Origin of the sequence: Nocardioides sp. CPCC 206347 (assembly GCF_048654605.1) — a bacterium.
Classification (GTDB): domain Bacteria; phylum Actinomycetota; class Actinomycetes; order Propionibacteriales; family Nocardioidaceae; genus Nocardioides.
Genome location: NZ_JBMCYZ010000001.1, coordinates 230,629 through 253,218 on the forward strand (window position 1 = coordinate 230,629; position 22,590 = coordinate 253,218).

22 protein-coding genes are annotated in these 22,590 nt (G+C 69.8%); 2 read left to right on the forward strand and 20 right to left on the reverse strand.

Features of this window, described 5'->3' with window-relative positions; genetic code table 11:
• Positions 1-17 precede the first annotated feature (17 nt).
• From ACOACQ_RS01040 to trpC, 7 genes are all read right to left on the reverse strand, one after another.
• On the reverse strand, positions 18-1,487 hold the full coding sequence (locus tag ACOACQ_RS01040) for a glutamate synthase subunit beta (RefSeq protein ID WP_378599887.1): 1,470 nt from the start codon (positions 1,485-1,487) through the stop codon (positions 18-20).
• The gene (gltB, locus tag ACOACQ_RS01045) at positions 1,480-6,054 is read right to left on the reverse strand and encodes a glutamate synthase large subunit (RefSeq protein WP_420287430.1); all 4,575 of its coding nucleotides are present in this window, start codon (positions 6,052-6,054) and stop codon (positions 1,480-1,482) included. Before gltB ends, ACOACQ_RS01040 begins: the two co-directional genes overlap by 8 nt.
• Positions 6,055-6,188: 134 nt before the next feature.
• On the reverse strand, positions 6,189-7,157 hold the full coding sequence (gene lgt, locus ACOACQ_RS01050; protein WP_420287431.1) for a prolipoprotein diacylglyceryl transferase: 969 nt from the start codon (positions 7,155-7,157) through the stop codon (positions 6,189-6,191).
• 10 nt (positions 7,158-7,167) lie between these two features.
• Entirely contained in the window at positions 7,168-7,776 is a 609-nt protein-coding gene (locus tag ACOACQ_RS01055) for an SCO family protein (protein WP_378599894.1), read from the reverse strand.
• Entirely contained in the window at positions 7,769-8,578 is an 810-nt protein-coding gene (trpA, locus tag ACOACQ_RS01060; protein ID WP_378599956.1) for a tryptophan synthase subunit alpha, read from the reverse strand. Before trpA ends, ACOACQ_RS01055 begins: the two co-directional genes overlap by 8 nt.
• On the reverse strand, positions 8,575-9,789 hold the full coding sequence (trpB, locus tag ACOACQ_RS01065) for a tryptophan synthase subunit beta (RefSeq protein ID WP_420287432.1): 1,215 nt from the start codon (positions 9,787-9,789) through the stop codon (positions 8,575-8,577). The genes trpA and trpB overlap by 4 nt, the downstream gene beginning before the upstream one ends.
• Positions 9,786-10,604, reverse strand: coding sequence for an indole-3-glycerol phosphate synthase TrpC (gene trpC / locus ACOACQ_RS01070; protein WP_378599899.1), 819 nt, complete (start codon positions 10,602-10,604; stop codon positions 9,786-9,788). The genes trpB and trpC overlap by 4 nt, the downstream gene beginning before the upstream one ends.
• Before the next feature lie 128 nt (positions 10,605-10,732).
• On the opposite strand from trpC, the gene ACOACQ_RS01075 reads away from it, so the two are divergent.
• Entirely contained in the window at positions 10,733-11,110 is a 378-nt protein-coding gene (locus ACOACQ_RS01075) for a DUF4190 domain-containing protein (RefSeq protein WP_378599902.1), read from the forward strand.
• Positions 11,111-11,152: 42 nt separating this feature from the next.
• Here the strand turns inward: ACOACQ_RS01075 and ACOACQ_RS01080 are convergent, their stop codons facing one another.
• The 6 genes from ACOACQ_RS01080 to ACOACQ_RS01105 all read right to left on the reverse strand — a co-directional run bounded on the left by ACOACQ_RS01080 (position 11,153) and on the right by ACOACQ_RS01105 (position 16,431).
• Positions 11,153-11,590, reverse strand: coding sequence for a DUF2752 domain-containing protein (locus ACOACQ_RS01080; protein WP_378599904.1), 438 nt, complete (start codon positions 11,588-11,590; stop codon positions 11,153-11,155).
• A gap of 4 nt (positions 11,591-11,594) precedes the next feature.
• On the reverse strand, positions 11,595-11,795 hold the full coding sequence (locus tag ACOACQ_RS01085; RefSeq protein WP_056705935.1) for an HGxxPAAW family protein: 201 nt from the start codon (positions 11,793-11,795) through the stop codon (positions 11,595-11,597).
• 69 nt (positions 11,796-11,864) lie between these two features.
• Positions 11,865-12,470: a Trp biosynthesis-associated membrane protein gene (locus ACOACQ_RS01090; protein WP_378599907.1), complete on the reverse strand. Its 606-nt coding sequence runs from the start codon at positions 12,468-12,470 to the stop codon at positions 11,865-11,867.
• Entirely contained in the window at positions 12,463-12,816 is a 354-nt protein-coding gene (gene hisI / locus ACOACQ_RS01095; RefSeq protein WP_378599910.1) for a phosphoribosyl-AMP cyclohydrolase, read from the reverse strand. Before hisI ends, ACOACQ_RS01090 begins: the two co-directional genes overlap by 8 nt.
• Before the next feature lie 7 nt (positions 12,817-12,823).
• The gene (locus ACOACQ_RS01100; RefSeq protein ID WP_420287433.1) at positions 12,824-14,656 is read right to left on the reverse strand and encodes an ABC transporter ATP-binding protein; all 1,833 of its coding nucleotides are present in this window, start codon (positions 14,654-14,656) and stop codon (positions 12,824-12,826) included.
• Positions 14,653-16,431, reverse strand: coding sequence for an ABC transporter ATP-binding protein (locus ACOACQ_RS01105; RefSeq protein WP_378599915.1), 1,779 nt, complete (start codon positions 16,429-16,431; stop codon positions 14,653-14,655). Before ACOACQ_RS01105 ends, ACOACQ_RS01100 begins: the two co-directional genes overlap by 4 nt.
• A 136-nt stretch (positions 16,432-16,567) precedes the next feature.
• On the opposite strand from ACOACQ_RS01105, the gene ACOACQ_RS01110 reads away from it, so the two are divergent.
• Positions 16,568-16,933, forward strand: coding sequence for an MmcQ/YjbR family DNA-binding protein (locus tag ACOACQ_RS01110; protein ID WP_378599918.1), 366 nt, complete (start codon positions 16,568-16,570; stop codon positions 16,931-16,933).
• 29 nt (positions 16,934-16,962) lie between these two features.
• Here the strand turns inward: ACOACQ_RS01110 and ACOACQ_RS01115 are convergent, their stop codons facing one another.
• From ACOACQ_RS01115 to hisD, 7 genes are read right to left on the reverse strand one after another with little or no spacing between them, the layout of a single operon-like run.
• Positions 16,963-17,295 carry a hypothetical protein gene (locus ACOACQ_RS01115; protein ID WP_378599921.1) on the reverse strand — a complete coding sequence of 111 codons (333 nt, stop codon included), beginning with the start codon at positions 17,293-17,295 and terminating at the stop codon, positions 16,963-16,965.
• An 18-nt stretch (positions 17,296-17,313) separates the two neighbouring features.
• On the reverse strand, positions 17,314-18,090 hold the full coding sequence (gene hisF, locus ACOACQ_RS01120) for an imidazole glycerol phosphate synthase subunit HisF (RefSeq protein WP_378599923.1): 777 nt from the start codon (positions 18,088-18,090) through the stop codon (positions 17,314-17,316).
• On the reverse strand, positions 18,087-18,806 hold the full coding sequence (gene priA / locus ACOACQ_RS01125) for a bifunctional 1-(5-phosphoribosyl)-5-((5-phosphoribosylamino)methylideneamino)imidazole-4-carboxamide isomerase/phosphoribosylanthranilate isomerase PriA (protein ID WP_378599959.1): 720 nt from the start codon (positions 18,804-18,806) through the stop codon (positions 18,087-18,089). The genes hisF and priA overlap by 4 nt, the downstream gene beginning before the upstream one ends.
• A gap of 26 nt (positions 18,807-18,832) precedes the next feature.
• A complete protein-coding gene (gene hisH / locus ACOACQ_RS01130; RefSeq protein ID WP_378599965.1) occupies positions 18,833-19,489 on the reverse strand; it encodes an imidazole glycerol phosphate synthase subunit HisH in 657 nt (218 codons plus the stop codon).
• Between the two features lie 2 nt (positions 19,490-19,491).
• Positions 19,492-20,100 (reverse strand): imidazoleglycerol-phosphate dehydratase HisB, encoded by a 609-nt coding sequence (gene hisB, locus ACOACQ_RS01135; RefSeq protein WP_378599926.1) that lies wholly within the window; start codon positions 20,098-20,100, stop codon positions 19,492-19,494.
• Positions 20,097-21,230 carry a histidinol-phosphate transaminase gene (locus ACOACQ_RS01140; protein ID WP_378599928.1) on the reverse strand — a complete coding sequence of 378 codons (1,134 nt, stop codon included), beginning with the start codon at positions 21,228-21,230 and terminating at the stop codon, positions 20,097-20,099. The genes hisB and ACOACQ_RS01140 overlap by 4 nt, the downstream gene beginning before the upstream one ends.
• Positions 21,227-22,531 (reverse strand): histidinol dehydrogenase, encoded by a 1,305-nt coding sequence (gene hisD / locus ACOACQ_RS01145; protein WP_378599931.1) that lies wholly within the window; start codon positions 22,529-22,531, stop codon positions 21,227-21,229. The genes ACOACQ_RS01140 and hisD overlap by 4 nt, the downstream gene beginning before the upstream one ends.
• Positions 22,532-22,590: the final 59 nt, after the last annotated feature.

Consider the following 22,590-nt stretch of genomic DNA (forward strand, 5'->3'; position numbering starts at 1 on the left):
TCGGCTCGTTGGAACGTTCAGACCACCAAGGGGCGAGCAGTGGGTGGAATCGGCGCGGGCAGCTGGGTGCTGCCGGTGAGGAACTCGTCCACACCAGCGGCGGCCGCACGGCCCTCGGCGATGGCCCACACGATGAGCGACTGGCCACGACCGGCGTCACCGGCGACGAACACGCCGTCGACCGAGGTCGCGTAGTTGTTCGACCGCTTGATGTTGCCGCGCTCGTCGAGCTCGACACCGAGCTGCTCGACCAGACCGGGCTGCTCGGGTCCGACGAAGCCCATCGCGAACAGGACGAGGTCGGCCGGGATCTCCCGCTCCGAACCCTCCTTCTCGACGAGCTTGCCGCCCTCGAACGAGACCTCGACGATCCGCAGCGCGCGGACGTTGCCGTCCTCGTCGCCCAGGAACTCCTTGGTCGACACCGAGTAGACCCGGTCACCGGCCTCTTCGTGGGCCGAGGAGATCCGGAACGTCATCGGGTACGTCGGCCACGGCTGTCCCGCGGGACGGTCGACCGGAGGCTCCGGCAGGATCTCGAGCTGCGTGATCGAGGCCGCGCCCTGGCGCACCGAGGTGCCGAGGCAGTCGGCGCCGGTGTCACCGCCACCGATGATGACGACGTGCTTGCCGTCCGCACGGATCTGCCCCTCGACGGTCTCCCCCAGCGCGACGCGGTTGGCCTGCGGGAGGAATTCCATCGCCTGGTGGATGCCGTTGAGCTCGCGTCCGGGCACCGGCAGGTCACGCGCAACGGTCGAGCCGATCGCGATCACGACGGCGTCGTACCGGTCCTTGAGGGCCTGTCCGGTGAGGTCACCACTGCCGACCTCGACACCCGAACGGAACACGGTGCCCTCGCGCTTCATCTGCTCGAGGCGCTGGTCGACGTGCTTCTTCTCCATCTTGAACTCGGGGATGCCGTAGCGCAGCAGCCCACCGGGCTTGTCGGCCCGTTCGTAGACGGCGACGGTGTGACCCGCACGCGTCAGCTGCTGGGCGGCAGCGAGGCCGGCAGGACCCGAGCCGACGACCGCGATCGTCTTGCCCGACAGCCACTCCGGCGGCTGCGGCCGCACGAAGCCGGAGTCGAAGGCCTTGTCGATGATCGAGACCTCGATGTTCTTGATCGTCACGGCCGGCTGGTTGATGCCGAGCACGCAAGCGGTCTCGCACGGGGCCGGGCAGAGGCGACCGGTGAACTCCGGGAAGTTGTTGGTCGCGTGCAGGCGCTCGATCGCGCCCTCCCAGTCGTTGCGGAACACGAGGTCGTTCCACTCGGGAATGATGTTCCCGAGCGGGCAGCCCTGGTGGCAGAACGGGATGCCGCAGTCCATGCAACGGCTGGCCTGCACGTTGATGATCGGCAGCAGGGCGCGGCCGATCCCTCCCGGGTAGACCTCGTTCCAGTCCTGGATCCGCTCCTCGACGGGACGGCGGGTCGCGACCTCACGGTCGCTCTTCAAGAATCCCTTGGGATCAGCCATGGAGGGCCCCCATCATCGCGTGGGCCACGCCATCCTCGTCGAGTCCCTCGGCTTCGGCCTTGGCCTTGGCTTCGAGCACGATCCGGTAGTCGCGCGGCATGACTTCGGTGAACCGCGTCAGTGCGGTGGTCCAGTCGGCGAGCAGCTCGGCAGCCACGTCCGAACCGGTCTCTTCGTGATGCGTGCGAACGATCTGCTCGAGCTCGTCAGCATGGGCACCGGTCACCGGACCCAGCTCCACGAGCTCGCCGTTGACACGGTTGTGCTTGAGGTCGAGCACCCAGGCGACGCCGCCGGACATGCCGGCCGCGAAGTTGCGCCCGGTCTTGCCGAGGACGACCACCCGACCGCCGGTCATGTACTCGCACCCGTGGTCGCCGACACCTTCGGTGACGACCGTGGCACCGGAGTTGCGGACGCAGCAGCGCTCGCCCACCCCGCCGCGGATGAAGATCTCGCCCGACGTGGCGCCGTACGCGATCGTGTTGCCCGCGATGATGTGCTCGTTGGCACGGAAGGACGCGTTGCGGTCGGGACGGATCGCGATCCGGCCGCCCGAGAGGCCCTTGCCGACGTAGTCGTTGGCGTCGCCCTCGAGTCGCAGCGTGATGCCGTTCGGCACGAACGCACCCAGCGACTGCCCGGCCGAACCGATGAACGTCAGGTCGATCGTTCCGTCGGGCAGGCCCGCGCCGCCGTACTTCTTGGTGACCTCGTGGCCCAGGATCGTGCCGACGGTCCGGTTGACGTTGCGGATGCTCAGCTGAGCGCGCACCGGCTCTCCGGACTCCAGCGCCGGCTGCGCCAGCGGAAGGATCTCCGTGACGTCCAGCGACCGGTCCAGGCCGTGGTCCTGGGTGCCGGTGTTGCGGAGGTCCTGGTCAGGGAAGTGCGTCTCGGCGACGTCGACCTTGTGCAGGATCGGCGCCAGATCGAGGCCCGCCGCCTTCCAGTGCGTGACGGCACCGACCGTGTCGAGGGCCTGCACCTGGCCGACGGCTTCCTCGATGCTGCGGAAGCCGAGCTCGGCGAGCAGCTCGCGAACTTCCTGGGCGATGAACTCGAAGAAGTTGACGACGTACTCGGCCTTGCCGCTGAACCGCTCGCGCAGGACAGGGTTCTGCGTCGCGACGCCCACGGGGCAGGTGTCGAGGTGGCACACGCGCATCAGGATGCAGCCCGACACCACCAGCGGAGCGGTCGCGAAACCGAACTCCTCGGCACCGAGCAGGGCAGCGATGACGACGTCACGGCCGGTCTTGAGCTGACCGTCGGTCTGCACGACGATGCGGTCGCGCAGGCCGTTGAGCAGCAGGGTCTGCTGGGCCTCGGCGAGGCCGAGCTCCCAGGGACCACCGGCGTGCTTGAGCGAGGTCAGCGGCGAGGCGCCCGTTCCGCCGTCGTGGCCGGAGATCAGGACGACGTCGGCGTGCGCCTTCGACACACCCGCAGCGACCGTGCCGACGCCGACCTCGGAGACCAGCTTCACGTGGACGCGGGCCGACGGGTTGGCGTTCTTGAGGTCGTGGATCAGCTGGGCCAGGTCCTCGATCGAGTAGATGTCGTGGTGCGGCGGCGGGCTGATCAGGCCCACACCCGGCGTGGAGTGCCGGGTCTTGGCCACCCACGGGTACACCTTGTTGCCGGGCAGCTGGCCACCCTCGCCGGGCTTGGCGCCCTGCGCCATCTTGATCTGGATGTCGTCGGCGTTGGTGAGGTACTCGCTCGTGACGCCGAAGCGGCCCGAGGCGACCTGCTTGATCGAGCTGCGCCGCTCGGGGTCGTAGAGGCGGTCGGCGTCCTCGCCACCTTCACCGGTGTTGGACTTCGCGCCCAACCGGTTCATGGCGATGGCCAGCGTCTCGTGGGCCTCACGGGAGATCGAGCCGTACGACATCGCGCCGGTCGAGAACCGCTTCACGATCGACGAGATCGGCTCGACCTCGTCGATGGAGATCGGCGCGCGACCGGACTCCGCGGCGTCCTTGAACCGGAACAGGCCGCGCAGCGTCATCAGCTTCTCGGACTGCTCGTCCACCGCAGCGGTGTACTGCTTGAAGATGTCGTAGCGACCGGTACGGGTGGAGTGCTGGAGGCGGAAGACCGTCTCCGGGTTGAACAGGTGCGGCTCCCCCTCACGACGCCACTGGTACTCGCCACCGATCTCGAGCTCGCGGTGCGCGGGCGCGATGCCGGCCGGCGGGTACGCCTTGGCGTGCCGGGCGGCGACCTCCTGGGCGATGACGTCGAGCTCGATGCCGCCGAGCTTGGACGTCGTACCGGTGAAGTAGCGGTCGACGACGGCCTGCGAGAGACCGATGCACTCGAAGATCTGGGCACCGGTGTACGACGCGACGGTCGAGACACCGATCTTGCTCATGACCTTCAGGACGCCCTTGCCGAGGCCCTTGATCAGGTTCTTGACCGCCTGCTCGGGCTCGGTCGTGACGTAGTACCCCTCGCGGGCGAGGTCCTCGACGGACTCCATCGCGAGGTACGGGTTGACCGCGGCCGCGCCGTACCCGACGAGGAGCGCGACGTGGTGCACCTCGCGGACGTCGCCGGCCTCGACCAGCAGGCCGACCTGGGTGCGGGTCTTCTCGCGGACCAGGTGGTGGTGCACGGCACCGGTGAGCAGCAGCGACGGGATCGGCGCGAGCTCGGCGGTGGAGTGACGGTCGGAGAGCACGATGATGCGGGCACCATCGGCGATCGCCTGGCTGACCTCGGCGCAGATCTCGTCGAGGCGGGCGGCCATGGCCGCTCCGCCACCCTCGACGGCGTACAGGCCGCGGGACACGTGGGTCACGAAGCCGGGGTGGTCGCCGTCGCGGTTGATGTGACGGATCTTGGCCAGGTCGTCGTTGGAGATGACCGGGAACGGCAGGGAGACCTGACGACACGAGGCCGGGCTCGGCTCCAGGACGTTGGACTCCGGACCGATGCTGCCGTTGAGCGAGGTGACGAGCTCCTCGCGGATCGCGTCCAGCGGCGGGTTCGTGACCTGCGCGAACAGCTGGCTGAAGTAGTCGAACAGCAGCCGGGGCTTCTCGCTGAGGGCCGCGATCGGGGTGTCGGTACCCATCGAGCCGAGGGCCTCGCCCCCGGTGTTCGCCATCGGCGTGAGCAGGATCCGCAGCTCTTCCTCGGTGTAGCCGAAGACCTGCTGGCGACGCGTCACCGAGGCGTGGGTGTGCACGATGTGCTCACGCTCGGGGATGTCGTCGAGGTGGATCATGCCGGCGTGCAGCCACTCGCCGTACGGGCGCTCGGCAGCAAGCTGGTCCTTGATCTCCTCGTCCTCGATGATCCGGTGCTCATCGGTGTCGACGAGGAACATCCGGCCCGGCTGCAGGCGGCCCTTGCGGACCACGGTGGCCGGGTCGAGGTCGAGCACGCCGACCTCCGAGGCGAGGACGACGAGACCGTCCTCGGTGACCCAGTACCGGGCGGGGCGCAGGCCGTTGCGGTCCAGGACCGCGCCGATCTGGGTGCCGTCGGTGAAGACGACACACGCCGGCCCGTCCCAGGGCTCCATCATCGTGGAGTGGAAGCGGTAGAAGTCGCGCCGCAGCTCCGACATCTCGGTGTGGTTCTCCCACGCCTCCGGGATCATCATCAGCACGGCGTGCGGCAGGCTGCGCCCACCCATGTGGAGCAGCTCGAGCACCTCGTCGAACGACGCGGAGTCCGAGGCACCGGGGGTGCAGATCGGGAACAGCCGGTCGAGGTCACCGGGGATCGCGTCGGACGTGAGCAGCGCCTCGCGGGCCCGCATCCAGTTGCGGTTGCCCATGACGGTGTTGATCTCGCCGTTGTGGGCGATGAACCGGAACGGGTGCGACAGCGGCCAGCTCGGGAACGTGTTCGTCGAGAACCGCGAGTGGACGACAGCGAGGGCCGAGGCCATCCGCTCGTCGACCAGGTCGGGGAAGAAGTTGTCGAGCTGGTCGGTCGTCAGCATGCCCTTGTAGGCGAGGGTGCGCGACGACAGCGACGGGAAGTACACGTCGGTCTCGCGCTCGGCCCGCTTGCGCAGGCAGAAGGCCAGCCGCTCGAGGTCGAGGCCACTGACGGGCTCGGCACCGAAGGGGTTGGCCTGCACGAAGAGCTGGCTGAACGTCGGCATGACGCTGAGCGCCATGGTGCCGAGGATCGTGGGGTTGATCGGGACCTCGCGCCAGCCGAGGACGGTCAGGCCCTCTTCGACGGCGATCTCCTCGATGCGGCGGCGCGTCTTGGCGACGTGCTCCTCATCGCCCGGCAGGAACGCCGTACCGACGGCGTAGCGGCCGGCGGCGGGCAGGGTGAATCCGGCCTCGACGGCTGCGTCGCGCAGGAAGGCGTCCGGCACCTGCATCAGGATGCCGGCACCGTCGCCGGAGTTGACCTCGGCGCCGGCGGCGCCGCGGTGGTCCAGGTTGCGGAGGGCCGTGAGGGCCTTCACCACGATGTCGTGGCTGGCGATACCGGTGAGCGTCGCAACGAAAGCGACGCCGCAGGCGTCCTTTTCGTGACGCGGGTCGTAAAGACCCTCCGGCGGCGGGAACGCGTGCGTATAAGGCACCAGGGTTCTCCCGTCGACTACGTCTGTGGGCACTCCACTTGAAGGGGCCACAGAAGGTGAGGCGCAAGGGACGTCACTGGCCCACGCGGCGGAAGTCCCAGATTACCACCGTGTGAACCGCCCCTGACCAATCGTTAGTCGCTGGTGGATGCCTCGTCCGTCACATCGGAATCGTCCGTGACCGTCTTCTCGGTCGTTGAGACGTCAGTCTCGACCTCCGAGATCCGGCCGTCGACGTACACCGTTTCCTCGCGACCTGGTCGGTTCCGGGAGGACCAGATGAAGTACGCCGCGGCCGCCACGAAGAGCACGATCGAGGTCCACACGTTGAAGCGCAGGCCGAGCACGTTGTCGAGCTGGACGTCGTCGATGCGGAGGTACTCGATCCAGCCACGCCCTGCCGTGTAGGCCATGACGTAGACGGCCATCACGCGGCCGTAGCCCAGGCGGTAGCGGCGCTCGAGCCAGATGATGAACGCGAACGCGGCGAGGTTCCAGAAGAACTCGTAGAGGTACGTCGGGTGGAACGTCGCCATGTCGGGCAGCGGCTTGCCGGCGTCGAAAAGCTGCTGCTCGTAGGAGCTGCTGAAGTGGGCCTTGTCGATCTCCAGGCCCCAGGGCAGGTCGGTCGGCTTTCCGTAGAGCTCCTGGTTGAACCAGTTGCCCCAGCGTCCGATCGCCTGGGCGACGAGCACACCGGGTGCGAGGGCGTCGAGCATGGGCAGCACCTTGATGCCCTTGCGCCGGGCCCCGATCCAGGCGCCGACAGCGCCGAGCGCCACGCCGCCCCAGATGCCGAGGCCGCCGTGCCAGACGTACAGGGCCGACACCGGGTCGCCGCCCTCCCCGAAGTAGCCCTTCCAGTCGGTGGCGACGTGGTAGAGCCGGGCGCCGACGAGCCCGAACGGGACAGCCCAGATCGCGACGTCCTGCATCTCGCCGATGGTGCCGCCGCGGGCGGCCCAGCGCTTCTCGCCGATCCAGATGGCGACGATGATGCCGAGGATGATGCACAGGGCGTAGCCGCGGAGCGGGAACGGCCCGAGGTGCCAGACCCCGTTGGCCGGGCTCGGGATGGAGGCGGTGATCAGCTGGGGCAACACGTCGTTGGTCCTAGTCCTCGTCCTGGTTCAGCAGGGTGTGGATGTCGGCGGCGAACTCGGTGTTCGACGTCTCCTGGTTCCACAGTGCGATGGCCTCGTCGTCGCCGTCGATGGCGAGTGTGAAGGTCGAGTGTCCACCGAGGTCGTATCCCCCGGTGGGCAGCAGCTTGCCGTCGTTGACGTAGACCGCCAACGGGTCGCCGACCGCGATGATCGTGTCGAGGTCGCCGGTCAGGCCGATGAAGTCCTTGTTGAAGCGATCGAGGTACTCACGCATCACCTTGGGGGTGTCGCGCGCGGGATCGGTCGTCACCAGCACCACGTCGACCTTCTTGCGGTCGGCCTCGTCGACCCGGTTCAGCGCGGCGGCGATGTTGTTGAGCACCATCGGACAGAAGTCCGGGCACTTGGTGTAGCCGAAGAAGACCAGTGTGAGCGGCTTGTCGGTGTCGGCGGCCAGCGAGTAAGGCTGCCCGGCGGTGTCGGTCAGCGCGATGTCCGGAGCGGCATAGGGGTTCTTGAGCCGGGTCCCGGTGAACTCCTCCGGGTCGCTCCCGCAGGCCGTGCCCAGCAGACCGAGGGCCATCAGCAGTACGACGAGGCGGAACGTCCTACGCACGCACGCCCCCGGCGACGCCAGCCGCGAGATCCTCGGTCAATGCCGAGAGCGCGGCCAGTCCGGCAGCATGGTCCCCCGCGTTGTCCAGGAGCACGCGGACGAATGCGGATCCGACGATCACGCCGTCGGCGTACGACGCCACCTCGGCCGCCTGCGCACCGTTGCTGACTCCGAGCCCGACGCCGACGGGAATGCTCGTCGCCGCCTTGGTGCGGGCGACGAGGGGACCGGCGAGGTCACTGGTGGACGCCCGGGCGCCCGTGACGCCCATGACGGCGGTGGCGTAGACGAAGCCGCGGCAGGCCGCGGTCGTCATGGCGATCCGTTCGTCCGTGGAGGACGGTGCGACGAGGAACACCTTGTCGAGGCCGTGCTCGTCGGCCGCCGCGATCCACTCGGGCGCGAAGTCCGGCGTCAGGTCGGGCGTGATCAGGCCCGCACCGCCGGCGCTGGCGAGATCGCGGGTGAACCGCTCGACGCCGTACCGCTCGACGGGGTTCCAGTAGGTCATCACCAGCGTGGGCGTGCCGGTGGCGGCAACGGCTTCGACGGTGCGGAGCACGTCGCTGGTGCGGATCCCGCCCTCGAGGGCCTGCTGGGCCGCTGCCTGGATGGTCGGGCCGTCCATGACCGGGTCGCTGTACGGCAGGCCGATCTCGATGACGTCGCAGCCGGCATCGACCATCGCCTTGAGGGCGGCGATGCTGCCGTCGACGTCGGGGAAGCCGGCCGGGAGATAGCCGACGAGGGCGGCCCGGCCCGCGGCGCGGGCCTTCTCGAACGCGATGCTGCTGCTGGTCACTTCGCCTCCCCAGCGGTGCCGAGGTTGAAGTACTCCAGCGCGGTGCCCATGTCCTTGTCACCACGACCGGACAGGTTGATGAGCAGGGTCTCGCCCTGCCGTTCCTTGGCGATCTTCAGCGTGCCCGCGACGGCGTGCGCCGACTCGATGGCGGGGATGATGCCCTCGGTGCGCGCCAGGAGGGACATCGCGTCCATCGCTTCGGCGTCGGTCACCGGGAGGTACGTCGCCCGGCGGGCCTCGGCCAGCGCGGCATGCTGCGGTCCGACCCCGGGGTAGTCCAGGCCGGCGGAGATCGAGTGGGACTCGATGGTCTGGCCGTCCTCGTCCTGCAGGACGAAGGTGCGGGCGCCGTGCAGGACACCGATGGAGCCGGCGAAGATCGTCGCGGCGTGCCGCCCGGTCTCCACACCGTCTCCGCCGGCCTCGAAGCCGTAGATGTCCACGTCGGCGTCGTCGAGGAACCCGGCGAACAGGCCGATCGCGTTGGATCCGCCGCCGACACAGGCGGTGATCGCGTCGGGCAGGCGGCCCGTCAGGTCCAGGCACTGCTGGCGTGCCTCGTCGCCGATGCCGCGCACGAACGACAGCACCAGGCTGGGGAACGGGTGCGGACCCGCGGCGGTGCCGAACAGGTAGGCGGTGTGGTCGACGCTGGCGACCCAGTCGCGCAGCGCCTCGTTGATCGCGTCCTTGAGGGTGCGCGAACCGCTCGTCACCGGAATCACCTCGGCGCCGAGCAGCTGCATGCGGGCGACGTTGAGCGCCTGGCGCTCGGTGTCGACCTCGCCCATGTAGACGGTGCAGTCCAGGCCGAGGTACGCGGCAGCGGTCGCCGAGGCGACACCGTGCTGTCCGGCTCCGGTCTCGGCGATGACGCGGGTCTTGCCCATCCGCTTGGTCAGCAGGGCCTGGCCCAGGACGTTGCGGATCTTGTGCGCGCCGGTGTGGTTGAGGTCCTCGCGCTTGAGCAGGATCCGGGCGCCCGCGTGCTCGGAGAGCCGGTGGGCGTCGTACAACATGCTCGGGACACCGGCGTAGTTCGTGAGCAGGCCCTCGAACTCCGCGGTGAAGGTCGGGTCGACCATCGCCTTCTGCCAGGCGATGTCCAGCTCGTCGAGTGCTGCGATCAGTGCCTCGGGCATGAAGCGGCCGCCGAAGGCGCCCACTCCCCCGAACCAGCCGAAGTCATCGGCGCCGTACGTGCTCATCGATTCCCTGTCCTCTGCAGACCTGTCATGTCAGCGACCGCGTCACGCGGCGCGCCGTTCTTCACCAGTGCCTCGCCCACGAGCACCGCGCGGGCGCCCTCGTCGACGAACCGCTGGACGTCCTCGGGCCCGGTGATACCGGACTCGGCAACGAGCACCCGGTCGGCCGGCACCTGCGGCGCGAGGCGCCCGAAGGTGTCGGGGTCGACGGCGAGCGTCTTGAGGTTGCGGGCGTTGACGCCGATCAGCTCGGCACCCAGGTCAACGGCCCGGGCCACCTCGATCTCGTCGTGCACCTCGACCAGCACCGTGAGCCCGAGCTCGCGGGCGTAGTCGTGGAGGCGCGACAGCGTCTCGCCCGGCAGCGACGCCACGATGAGCAGGGCGAGGTCGGCGCCGGCAGCGCGCGCCTCGAGCAGCTGGTACTCGGTGACGATGAAGTCCTTGCGCAGGATCGGGGTGTCGACCGCGGCCCGCACGGCCCGCAGGTCGGCCAGGCTGCCGTTGAACCGGCGCTGCTCGGTGAGCACGCTGATCGCGGCGGCTCCGCCGGCGGCGTACTCCAGCGCCAGCGCGGCGGGATCGGCGATCTCGGCCAGCTCGCCCTTGCTGGGGCTCTTGCGCTTGACCTCCGCGATCACGCTCGACCCGGCGCCGCGCAGGTGGGGCATCGGGTCGCGCGGCGCGTCGACATCGGCCAGGGCTGCGCGGAGGTCGGCCTCGGACACGGACGCCTGGCGGACCGCGAGGTCCTCGAGCACTCCGGCGACGATCCCGTCGAGCACCGTGGGCTGGGAAGCCTGGGGGGCCGACATGTCGCCTCCGTTAAGTCGGTGAAACCTCTGGCGACTCTCGCCAAAGGGGGTGTGTCGAGTGTGGCATGCGGCCGTTAGGGTTCCACACACCGCCCGATCCTCGGCCGTACCCCATGAAAGGCAGACACGTGAGCTACAACGAACCGCCCTACGGAACTCCCCCGCCCCCGCCCGGTGGCGGCTACGGCGGCCCCGGCCAGCCGTACGGCCAGCCTGCCTACGGTGCTGGCGGCGGCCAGCCGACCCAGACCTCGGTGCTGGCGATCATCTCGCTCGTCACCGGAATCCTCGGCGTGCTGTGCTGCAACTGGTTCGTGTTCAGCATCGCCGCCACCGTCCTCGGCTTCCTCGGCAAGAAGGAGGTCGACGAGGGCAAGAAGACCGGCAAGGGCCTCGCCCTCGCCGGCCTGATCCTCGGCATCGTCGGGATCGTCCTCGGTGTGATCATCTGGATCCTGGTCCTCGCGACCGACAGCTTCTCCGGAAGCCTCTACAGCGACTTCTGAGGTTTCCCACCACGCACGGTCACGGCGGGGTCCAGGTGAGCGCTACGGCGCGAGCCAGGACCCCGCCGTCGTGTTGCGCAGGATCGTGAAGACCACCATCGCCAGCGCCAGCGCGATGCCTGCATTGCGCAGCCAGCGGTCGGACGGGTCCCAGTAGCGGCCCGACCAACGACCCGAGGCCCAGAGCCAGAAGACGTAGCCGAGCACCGGGATCGACAGCACGAAGAGCAGGTTGCTGCTCGCCGCGTCAGCGATCCGGAGGTTGCCGAGGTCGTTGACCGCACGCAGGCCGCCGCAGCCGGGACAGTGGATCCCGACCATGGCGAGCGGGCACAGACCCCACGAACCCTGCTCGTGGGGATCGCGCAGGTGCAGCGCCAGCGCCGCGGCGGACAGGCCGCCGGCAACGAGCGAGGGCGGCACCATCCGGCGCCAGCGAGCCTGCTCGCTGGCGAGGACCGGAGGCGCCGTGAGCGTCATGCGCTCAGTGGCTCGACTCGTGCAGGCCCATCTTGACCAGCACGAAGAACAGCGGCAGGGCGGCAACCGCGATGACGGTGCCGACCCAGAACAGCGGCCAGTTCAGCGGGGTCACCGACATGCCCACGGCACCGATCGTGAAGCCCACGAGGGAAACCAGGACCGCAGTCCAGGCTGCCGGGGTGTTGCCGTGGTCGTCGGCCATGTGGAGCTCCTCGTTTTTCGGGATTGCTGGTGTTCGGGACTGCCGGTGGAACGCGACGATTCTAGGGGGTCACGAGTCGGTCGGGTCGGTGCCCTCGTCCAGTGACTTCCACAGGTCGATGTTCGTCTGCTCCTCGGGGTCACCTGTCACCGGCGCGTGGTCCGTTCCGGGGGCGTCGTAGCGGGTGCCCATCTCGGGCCAGGAACCGACGCACCGGACGGCCACGACGGCCGCGACCAGCGCCAGGAGCGCGGAGGCCAGGGCGACCCACAGCCAGGGACTGCGCTCGAGCGGCACCGTCGCGCCGCCCAGGCCGAGTCGGGTGCTGAGGTCGGCGGCTGCGTCGTCGTTCTGGACGAACCCGCCGATGACCACCACCGCGAGGATCCCTGCGGCAGCCACCGCCGCGAGGGCGGCCACGATCCGTCGTACGACGCCGCGGGTGACCAGCAGGACGCCCCAGCAGGCGAGGGCGACCAGCGCCAGCGCACCGGCCAGCGGGAACTCGACGACGCTGTCGTCCTGCCCGGTGAAGCCGACCAGCCCCGCCGTCTTGAGGAACTCGTCGGGCACGGTGAGCAGGGCGCGGTGCCCTGCCACGGCGGCGAATCCGCTGCCGGCGAGGCCGAGCAGGACGGTCGGCCCGAACGTCTTGCGCAGGTCGTGGTCAGGCACCGAGCAACCCCTCGTCGAAGCAGGTACGGGCGCCGGTGTGGCAGGCGACGCCCACCTGGTCGACCTTGAGCAGCAAGGTGTCGCCGTCGCAGTCGAGGCGCACCTCGTGCACGTGCTGCGGGTTGCCCGACGTCTCGCCCTTGACCCAGTACTCGTTGCGCGAGCGGCTCCAGTACGTCGCCCGGCCGGTCGTGAGCGTACGGTGCAGCGCCTCGTCGTCCATCCACGCCATCATCAACACCTCGCCGGTGTCGTACTGCTGCACGATCGCGGGGACCAGGCCGTCAGCAGTGCGCTTCAGGCGGCCGGCGATGGCCGGGTCGAGTACCGGGTCGGGAGAGGTCACGGCTCCATTATCGGGGTTGGCCGGAGCCGGACGACCGCACCCACGATGCGTGGAGCCGCGCGTACGGCGTACCGGGCTGTGCTGCGAGCTCGGCATGGGTCCCGTGCTGGACGATCCGGCCCCGGTCGACGACGACCACGACGTCGGCGGCCTCGGCCGTCGAGAGGCGGTGCGCGATGGTGACCGAGGTCCGTCCGCTCAGCAGTCGTTCGAGCGCCCGCCCGATCCGGGTCTCGAGCTCCGGGTCGACCGAGCTGGTCGCCTCGTCGAGGACGAGGAGGTCCGGATCGGCGAGCTGGGCGCGGAGCAGGGCGACGAGCTGCCGCTCCCCCGCCGACAGGGACTCACCGCGCTGGCCGACCCGCGTCTCGACGCCGTCGGGCAGGCCGGCGAGCCAGTCGCCCAGCCCGATGGCCTCAGCGGCCTCGATGATCTCGTCGGTCGTGGCGCCGAGGCGGCCGTAACGGACGTTGGCGGCCAGCGTGTCGTCGAAGAGGAAGCCCTCCTGCGGCACCAGCACGACACTGCTGCGCAGGGCACTCTCGGCGATCCGGCGCAGGTCGATGCCGTCGAGCAGGACCTGTCCGCGCGTGGGGTCCATCAGCCGGGTCAGCAGCTTGGCGATCGTCGACTTGCCCGAACCGGTCTCCCCGACGACCGCGACACGCTGACCGGCAGGGACCACGAAGTCGATGTCGGTCAGCACCTCGGCGCCGCCCGGGTAGGAGAAGGCGACCTGCTCGAACCGGACGTCGATCGCACCCCGGGGCAGTGACTGTCCGTCGGGTCCGGCATCGACGAGGTCGGCAGGGGTGTCGAGGATGCCGATCACCCGCCGCCAGCCGGCGATCGCGTTCTGCGCATCCGTGAGGATCTGGGTGCCCATCTGGACCGGGCCCACGAAGAGCGTGACCAGGAACGCGAAGGCCAGCACCTCGCCGGCGCTGATCCCCTCGCCCCACGCGAAGCCCTGGCCCAGCCAGATGCCGACGACGAGCACCGCGGCATTGGCGAATCCGGCCGAGATGCCGCCGAGGCTGAAGGAGAACGCCGTGAAGCCCTGCGCCCGCGTGCTGGCGACCTTGTGGGCCTCGACGGCGGTGTCGATCCGCTCCTGGGTGCGGGCCTCGATCGCGTACGACTTCACGACCGTGGCGCCGACCACCGGCTCGGACACCGCCGACAGCAGCGCGCCGACCTGGCGTCGTACCGTCCCGTAGGCGGCAGCGAGCTTGCGCTGGAAGAACCGCAGGCTCAGGAACAGTGGCGCGAAGCAGAGCCACACCACCAGTGCGAGCTGCCAGCTGTAGACGATCATCACGACAGTGGCGATGAGCATCTGGCCGACACTCACCACGAACAGCAGTCCACCGAACACGAGGAACTGGCTGACCTGGTCGACGTCACTGGTCACGCGCGAGACGAGCGAGCCGCGGCGCTCGGTGTTCTGGGTGAGCAGTGGCAGGTCGTGGACGTGGCGGAACGCCTTGATCCGAAGGGTGGCCAGACCGTGCTCCGCGGTCGAGAACAGCCGGGCAGTCATCGCGTACGACGCCCAGCTGGTCACCACGATCGCGACGCCGGCGGCGAGGGCGAGCCAGGTCGTGAAGGCCGGGTCCGGACCGTCGGGCCCACGCAGTCCCTTGTCGATCGTCTGCTGGACCGCGATCGGCACGATCACCTGGCCGACAGACGCGAGCACGGCGAGGGCGAGCGTCCAGCCGATGCCCTGCTTCAGCTCCGGTGAGTGGTGGATGCCGCGACGGATGGTCGCCCAGGCGCCGATCTCCTCGCCGCTGCTGAGATGCGTCTGCTCGGGTGCGCGCTCGGTGGTGCTCATCCCACCACCTCCGCCGACTCGGTCTCGTAGGCATTGACCAGGCGGGCGTAGTCGGCATTGCGCGCGACGAGCTCGTCGTGGGTGCCCCGGTCGGCGATCGCACCGTCAGCGAGGAACAGCACCTCGTCGGCGAGACCGATGGTGGCCTTGCGGTACGCGACGACGACCAACGTCGCGTCGTCACCCCCGAGGCCGGCAAGGATGCGGGCCTCGACCTCCGGGTCGACCGCAGAGGTCGCGTCGTCCAGCACCATGAGGCGCGGACGACGGACCAGCGCGCGGGCGAGGGCCAGGCGCTGGCGCTGCCCACCCGAGAGAGTGGTGCCGCGCTCGCCCAGTCGAGCGTCGAGGCCGTCGGGCAGGGCCGCGACGAACCCGTCCGCCTGGGCGGTGCGCAGGGCCTGCCACACCTCGTCGTCGGACACGTCGAGGCCGAGCGTCACGTTGCCGCGCACGGTGTCGTCGAACAGGAACGCGGACTGCGGCACGACGGCGAGAACACTGGCCAGGCCACCCCGCTCGAAGTCGCGCAGGTCGATGCCGTCGACACGGATGGCTCCCGCGTCGACATCGACCAGGCGGGCGAACAGCGTGGTGAGGGTGCTCTTCCCGGAAGCGGTGGCTCCGACGAGGGCCACCGTCCTGCCGGGCTCGACGTCGAAGCTGATGTCTCGCAGCAGTGGGCGGTCGGGTTCGTAACCGAAGGCGGCGTGCTCGACCTCCAGCCGCGCGCCTCCGCTTGCCTGCGGGGCCGGCCGGTCGCCGTACTCCATGGCGCCGGAGGCGTTCAGCACCGCCGCGACGCGGCGGTAGCCGACGACGCTGCGCGGGAAGTCGCCCAGGAGCCAGCCGATCGACCGGATCGGGAAGGAGACCACGGTGAGCAGGTACGCGATGGTGATGACGTCGCCCGCGCCCGTCGAACCGCCGATGACGCGGTGCACCCCGATGACGAGCACGAACAGCACCGCGATGTTGGGGAGCGCGGCCAGCGTCGGGTCGAACGCCGCGCGGATGCGGCCGACACGGATGTTGGCCTCGCGCAGCTCGAACGCCTTGGCCCGGAACCGCTCGGTCTCCTCGGGCTCGCGCCCGAGCGTCTTGACGACGAGCGCGCCATCGAAGGACTCGTGGGCGATCTCGGACAGCTCGGCGCGCAGCTGCTGGGCACGGGTGGCCCAGCCCTGCGCGAGGCGCTGGTAGACGATGTTGGTGCCGATGACGAGCGGGAACACCAGCAGCCCGATGACAGCGAGCACGAGGTCGGTCAGCAGCATCTGGACGACCGCGATCACCATCATCGCGACCGTGCCGACGGCCATCGGCAGGGGCGCGATCGGGCCCCACGCAGCCTCGACGTCCGAGTTCGCGTTGGACAGCAGCTCCCCCGTCGGGTGCTTCTGGTGCCACGCGAGCGGGAGGCGAAGGTACTGGCGGGTGACGGCACGGCGACTGTGCGCCTGCATGCGGTACTGCATGATGCCGGCGCCGAGGCGGCGAGCCACGATGCCCACCGCCCGCAGGATCGCGACCCCGACGAAGAGGCCGAGCACCGCCCAGAGCAGTCCGGACCCGATCTCGCCGTCACGGAACGCCGGCAGGACGACGTGGTCGGTCGACCAACCGAGCACCCACGCGTCCGCGACCGTCAGGGCACCGAAGAGCAGGCTCCCGACCGTCGAGAGGGCGAAGATCCACGGTTCGCGCTTGATGGCGACCCACAGGACGGCGAACCCGGCCGACGTCGTACCCGCACCGCTGCTCGCCGTCGCCACCCGCTCCTGCTCCCCACCTCGTCCTGCACCTCGCAGACTGCGAGGCGCAACCAGTCACAACCCCTGGTGGGTCGGAGACTATTCCGCCGCGGGGACATGTGTGCCGCCGAGTGCTCGGATCGGTAGCGTCAAGCACGTGGACGTCGACGAGATGCAGCGGTACTGCCTGGCCAAGCCGGGCGCGTGGCCCGACAACCCGTGGGACCACGAGTTCCCCGTCATCAAGGTCGGCGAGGGCGAGCGAGCGAAGATCTTCGCGTTCCTCGGGCGCGACAGCCTCGGCGTGAAGGCCGGCGCGACCCGCGAGGTAGCCGACGAGTGGCTGCAGCGATATCCGCAGGACGCTTCCGTGATGGCCTACATCGGCCGCTCGGGCTGGAACGACCTGGTGCTCGCGGGCGCCATCCCTGACGACGAGCTCCTCGAGGCGGTCGACGAGTCCTACCGGATGGTCGTGTCGAAGCTGCCGAAGTCGCGGAGGCCCGAGGGCTGGGACGCCTGAGCACTCGCACGACGAGGCGACGATGGCTTCTAGCCGCCGCCGAGGTGCTCGACGAGCCGCACGCTCATGTGGAACGTCGAGGTCGCGCCCTGGATGACGACGAGGAAGCCGTCCGGGCCATCGCGGAAGACGTCGCGACGTTGCGGGGACCACGGGTCGGGCGGGTTGTACTCGAAGGCCGTGCGCTGGGCGGTCGCGAGGGCGTCAGCGTGGCTCGCGAACTCGGTGCTGCCGATCTGCACGATCGTGGACGGCTTCGCCTGCCCCTTGTTGGAGTACTCGATGGCGACCCGCCACGGTCCAGGCTCCGAACCGGCAACAGGCGAAGCGCCCGCGGCAGGCTCATACGTCTCGTACGTCATGGCTGCGACCCTGCCCGCTCAGCGGACGGGTACACCCGCACCGGCGAGAGCACCCTTGACGTCGCTGATCCGCAGTGTGCCGAAGTGGAAGACGGTCGCAGCGAGGACGGCGTCGGCGCCGGCCTCGACAGCAGGAGCGAAGTGCTCGACCGCACCGGCGCCACCCGAGGCGATGACGGGGATCGACACCTCGGCGCGCACGCGCCGGATCAGGTCGAGGTCGAAGCCGTCCGTGGTGCCGTCGGCGTCCATCGCGTTGAGGAGGATCTCGCCGGCACCCAGCTCGGCGGCGCGGACGGCCCACTCGATGGCGTCCAGGCCGGCTGACTTCCGGCCGCCGTGGGTCGTCACCTCGAAGCCCGAATCGGTACGTGAGTCGGCGCCGGCCAGGACGCGGCGCGCGTCGACGGAGAGCACCAGCACCTGGTTGCCGAAGCGCTGGGCGATCTCCTCGATCAGCTGCGGCCGCTGGATCGCGGCGGTGTTGACCGCGATCTTGTCGGCGCCGGCACGCAGCAGGCGGTCGACGTCCTCGACCGAGGACACTCCCCCGCCGACGGTCAGCGGGATGAAGACCTGCTCAGCGGTCGCAGAGACGATCTCCATCGTCGTGGCGCGGCCCTCGTGGGAGGCCGAGATGTCGAGGAAGGTCAGCTCGTCGGCGCCCTCGGCGTCGTACAGGCGAGCGAGCTCGACGGGGTCGCCCGCGTCGCGCAGCTCCTGGAAGTTCACGCCCTTGACCACCCGGCCGGCGTCCACGTCCAGGCACGGGATCACGCGGACGGCGAGGGTCACAGCAAGCCACCCCGGGTCAGCGCGAGCGCGTCCTCGAGGGTGAACTGGCCGGTGTAGAGCGCCGTCCCGGCGATGGCACCTTCGACACCGATCGGCACCAGCTGCATCAGGGCGGCGATGTCGTCCAGCGTCGTCACACCACCGGACGCGACCACGGGCTTGTCCGTCGCAGCGCACACGTCCTTCAACAGCTGGAGGTTCGGGCCCTGCAGCATGCCGTCCTTGTTGACGTCCGTCACCACGTAACGGGCGCAACCCTCGGCGTCGAGGCGGGCGAGCGTCTCGTAGAGGTCGCCACCCTCCTGCGTCCAGCCGCGGGCGGCCAGCGTCGTACCCCGGACGTCGAGGCCGATGGCCACGCGGTCGCCGTACGTCGCAATGGCGCGGGCGCACCACTCCGGCTGCTCGAGCGCGGCAGTCCCGATGTTGACCCGGCGACAACCCGTGGCCATGGCGGCCTCGAGCGACTCGTCGTCACGGATGCCGCCACTCATCTCGACCTTGATGTCGAGCTTGCCGACGATCTCGGCCTGCAGAGCGCGGTTGTTGCCGTGGCCGAACGCGGCGTCGAGGTCGACGAGGTGGATCCACTCGGCACCGGCCTCCTGCCACCGCAGTGCAGCCTGGATGGGATCACCGAAGGCCTTCTCCGAGCCGTCGATGCCCTGCACCAACTGGACGGCCTGGCCACCCTTGATGTCGACGGCGGGAAGCATTTCCAGGTACGGGGTCTTGGCCGTGCTCACAGTGATTCCACCCAATTTCTCAGTAGTTGTGCCCCCGCGTCCCCGGACTTCTCCGGGTGGAACTGCGTGGCGCACAGCGGTCCGTTCTCGACGGCCGCGACGAATCGGTCAGCGGCGCCGACGGGGCCGTGTTCGGCCCAGGTCACGCGCGGCTGGTGGCTGTCGGGGGTCCGGTCATTGGTGACCAGGGTCCAGTCACGTACGCCGTAGGAGTGCACGAAGTAGAAGCGCTCGTCCTCGACGCCGGCGAACAGTTTCGAGCTCGCTGGTACGTCGACGGTGTTCCAACCCATGTGGGGGACGATCGGTGCCTGCAACCGCTCGACGACACCGGGCCACTCACCGCAACCCTCGGTCTCGACACCGTGCTCGATGCCGCGAGCGAAGAGGATCTGCATGCCGACACAGATCCCGAGCACCGGGCGGCCACCGGACAGCCGCTGGCCGATGATCCGCTCGCCCCGGATGGCCCGGAGTCCGCGCATGCACGCCTCATAGGCGCCGACGCCCGGCACCAGCAACCCGTCGGCTGCGAGGGCAGCGTCCACGTCAGCAGTCAACGTGACGTCCGCGCCGGCGCGCTCGATCGCGCGCACGGCGGAACGCAGGTTGCCGGAGCCGTAATCGAGGACGACGACCGACGGTTTGCCCAGCGTCACAGAGCGCCCTTGGTGGACGGGATGCCCGTCTCCCGCGGGTCGATCGCGACGGCGTCACGGAACGCGCGCGCGAACGCCTTGAACTGGGTCTCCACGATGTGGTGCGGCTCGCGGCCGGCCAACACACGCACGTGCAGCGCGAAGTGGCCGTGGAAGGCGATCGACTCGAAGACGTGCTGGGTCAGCGAACCGAGGTAGGACACCCCGGAACCGCCGAGCGCGACGTACTGCTGGCCCTCGGGCTCGCCGGTGTGGACGCAGTACGGGCGGCCGGAGACGTCGACAACCGCGTGCACCAGGGCCTCGTCGAGCGGAACGGTCGCGTCGCCGAAGCGGCGGATGCCGGCCTTGTCGCCGAGTGCCTGGCGCAGGGCCTGGCCGAGCGCGATCGCGGTGTCCTCGACCGTGTGGTGGGCGTCGATGTGGACGTCGCCGTCGGTCTGGACGGTGAGGTCGACCAGCGCGTGCCGGGCGAACGCGGTGAGCATGTGGTCGTAGAAGCCGACGCCCGTGGAGATGTCGTGGCGGCCCGTTCCGTCGAGGTTGACCTCGACGACGACCTTCGACTCGCTCGTCTGCCGCTCGATGCGCGCACTACGACTCATGACTCCACCTTCTGGATTTTCTTGGGGGTTCGATCTTCAGCCGTGCTGCTCAGGGCCTGCTTGAACGCGTCCATCTCCGCCGGCGTCCCGACGGACACCCGGAGCCAACCGTCCGGTCCGGTCTCCCGGATCAGGACACCCTGATCCAGAAGACCCTGCCAGACAGCATGACGGTCGGCGAATCGTCCGAACAACACGAAATTCGCATCCGAGTCGGCGACGTCGTACCCCTCGGCACGCAGCCAGGTCACGAGCGCGTCGCGTTCGACGCGCAGTTCGTCTACCTTGCCGAGCAGTTCCGGTGCGTGGCGCAGCGCCGCGAGCGCAACCGCCTGGGTGACCGCCGAGAGGTGGTACGGCAGCCGCACCACCCGGATCGCGTCGCAGATCGCGGGGTCGGCCGCGAGGTACCCCAGCCGCAGTCCGGCGCCGGCGAACGCCTTGCTCATCGTCCGCGTCACCACCAGGTTCCGGTACGACGGGAGCAGCTCGAGCGCGCTCGGGACACCGGTGCGGCGGAACTCGCCGTACGCCTCGTCGACCACGACGATCCCGTCATCGCCGGCAGCCTCGCACAACGTGCGGACGGCCTCGGGCGGCAGCGCGGTGCCCGTCGGGTTGTTCGGGCTCGGCAGCAGGATCACGCTCGGTTGCTCGGTCTTGACCAGGTCACGCGCGGCGTCGAGGTCGAGGGAGAAGTCCTCGGCCCGGTGCCCGGCGACCCAGCGCGTGTTGGTGTCACGGGCGTACTCCGGATACATCGAGTACGTCGGCGCGAAGCTGACCGCGGTCCGTCCCGGTCCCCCGAAGGCCTGCAGCAGCTGCAGCATGACCTCGTTGGAGCCGTTGGCTGCCCAGACCTGCTCGGGCACGATCCCGGCGGTCGTGTCCTTGGAGAGGTACGACGCCAGCGCAGTGCGCAGGTCCACGAACTCCCGGTCGGGGTACCGGTTCAGCGTGGCCGAGGCCTCGGCGACCGATGCCGCGATGTCGGCGATGCAGAGGGCCGAGGGCCCGTACGGGTTCTCGTTGACGTTGAGCTGGACCGGCACGTCCAGCTGCGGGGCGCCGTACGGCTCGATGCCACGGAGCTCCTCACGCAGGGGCGGCCAGGTGGCCTCGCCGGTCACGACTGCATCCGGACGGTGATGGCGGCACCGTGGCCCGGAAGGTCCTCGGCCTCGGCGAGGGTCACGACGTGGTCGGCGACCTCCGCGAGGCCCTCGCGGGAGTATTCGATGACGTGCACGGACTTGGTGAAAGCGCGCACCGACAGGCCCGAGGAGTGGCAGGCGCAGCCCGCGGTCGGCAGCACGTGGTTGGAGCCGGCGCAGTAGTCGCCCAGGCTGACCGGTGCGTGCGGACCGACGAAGATCGCGCCCGCATTGCGCACGCGCGCGGCCCAGTCGGCGGCGTCCTCGGTGTGGATCTCGAGGTGCTCGGCAGCGTAGGTGTTGACGACGTCGAGGCCCTGCTCGAGGTCGCGCACCAGCACGATGCCCGACTGCTGTCCGCGCAGCGACGTCGTGATCCGGTCACTGTGCTTGGTCGCCGCCACCTGCGCGTCCAGCTCGACCTCGACCGCGGCGGCGAGCCGCTCGGAGGTCGTGACCAGCACCGAGGCCGCCAGCGGGTCGTGCTCGGCCTGGCTGATCAGGTCGGCCGCGACGAAGGCGGCGTCAGCGGTGTCGTCGGCAAGGATCGCGATCTCGGTCGGACCGGCCTCGGAGTCGATGCCGATCTGGCCCTTGAGGATGCGCTTGGCGGTGACCACCCAGATGTTGCCCGGGCCGGTGACCAGGTCGACACGGGCGCAGGAGCCGGCGCCGTACGCGAACATCGCGATCGCCTGTGCGCCGCCGACGGCGTACACCTCCTCGACCCCGAGCAGCGCACACGCAGCCAGGATCGTCGGGTGCACGGATCCGCCGAACTCGCGCTGCGGCGGGCTCGACAGGGCGATCGACTGCACGCCGGCGATCTGTGCAGGTACGACGTTCATCAGGACGCTCGACACCAGCGGGGCCAGGCCGCCGGGCACGTAGAGGCCGACCCGGCCGACGGGCACCTTGCGGTGTGTGACGCGGGCGCCCGGACCGAGGTCGGTGACGGCGTCCTGCTCGAGCTCGTTGGCGCAGGTCAGGCGGAGTCGGCGGATCGACTCCTCCAGCCCGGCCCGGATGTCGGGGTCGAGCTGCTCCAGCGCTTCCTTGAGCGCCTCCGGGGCGACCCGGATGTCCTCGACCACCACACCGTCGAACTTCTCGCCGAACTCGCGGATCGCGTCGAGGCCGCGGGTGCGGACCTCCTCACAGATCGCATGCACCGCCGGCACCGCAGCTTCGATGTCGAAGTCGGCACGGGGCACAGCTGCGCGGTAGTCGACGTTGTCGGCGACGTCACGCAGGTCGATGCGACGGATCTGGGACATGCGGCGATTCTACGGGCGCGAGCGTCCGCCCCCGGCCACGTCCCGGTGGTTGAGGCACT

Excerpts from the sequence above, each read along its gene's own strand:
- hisB (WP_378599926.1), bottom strand. The coding sequence starts at position 20,100 with ATGAGTCGTAGTGCGCGCATCGAGCGGCAGACGAGCGAGTCGAAGGTC.
- hisD (WP_378599931.1), bottom strand. The coding sequence starts at position 22,531 with ATGTCCCAGATCCGTCGCATCGACCTGCGTGACGTCGCCGACAACGTC.
- priA (WP_378599959.1), bottom strand. The coding sequence starts at position 18,806 with ATGCTTCCCGCCGTCGACATCAAGGGTGGCCAGGCCGTCCAGTTGGTG.
- ACOACQ_RS01080 (WP_378599904.1), bottom strand. The coding sequence starts at position 11,590 with ATGACGCTCACGGCGCCTCCGGTCCTCGCCAGCGAGCAGGCTCGCTGG.
- ACOACQ_RS01040 (WP_378599887.1), bottom strand. The coding sequence starts at position 1,487 with ATGGCTGATCCCAAGGGATTCTTGAAGAGCGACCGTGAGGTCGCGACC.
- ACOACQ_RS01085 (WP_056705935.1), bottom strand. The coding sequence starts at position 11,795 with ATGGCCGACGACCACGGCAACACCCCGGCAGCCTGGACTGCGGTCCTG.
- ACOACQ_RS01100 (WP_420287433.1), bottom strand. The coding sequence starts at position 14,656 with ATGAGCACCACCGAGCGCGCACCCGAGCAGACGCATCTCAGCAGCGGC.
- trpB (WP_420287432.1), bottom strand. The coding sequence starts at position 9,789 with ATGAGCACGTACGGCGCCGATGACTTCGGCTGGTTCGGGGGAGTGGGC.
- ACOACQ_RS01115 (WP_378599921.1), bottom strand. The coding sequence starts at position 17,295 with ATGACGTACGAGACGTATGAGCCTGCCGCGGGCGCTTCGCCTGTTGCC.
- trpC (WP_378599899.1), bottom strand. The coding sequence starts at position 10,604 with ATGTCGGCCCCCCAGGCTTCCCAGCCCACGGTGCTCGACGGGATCGTC.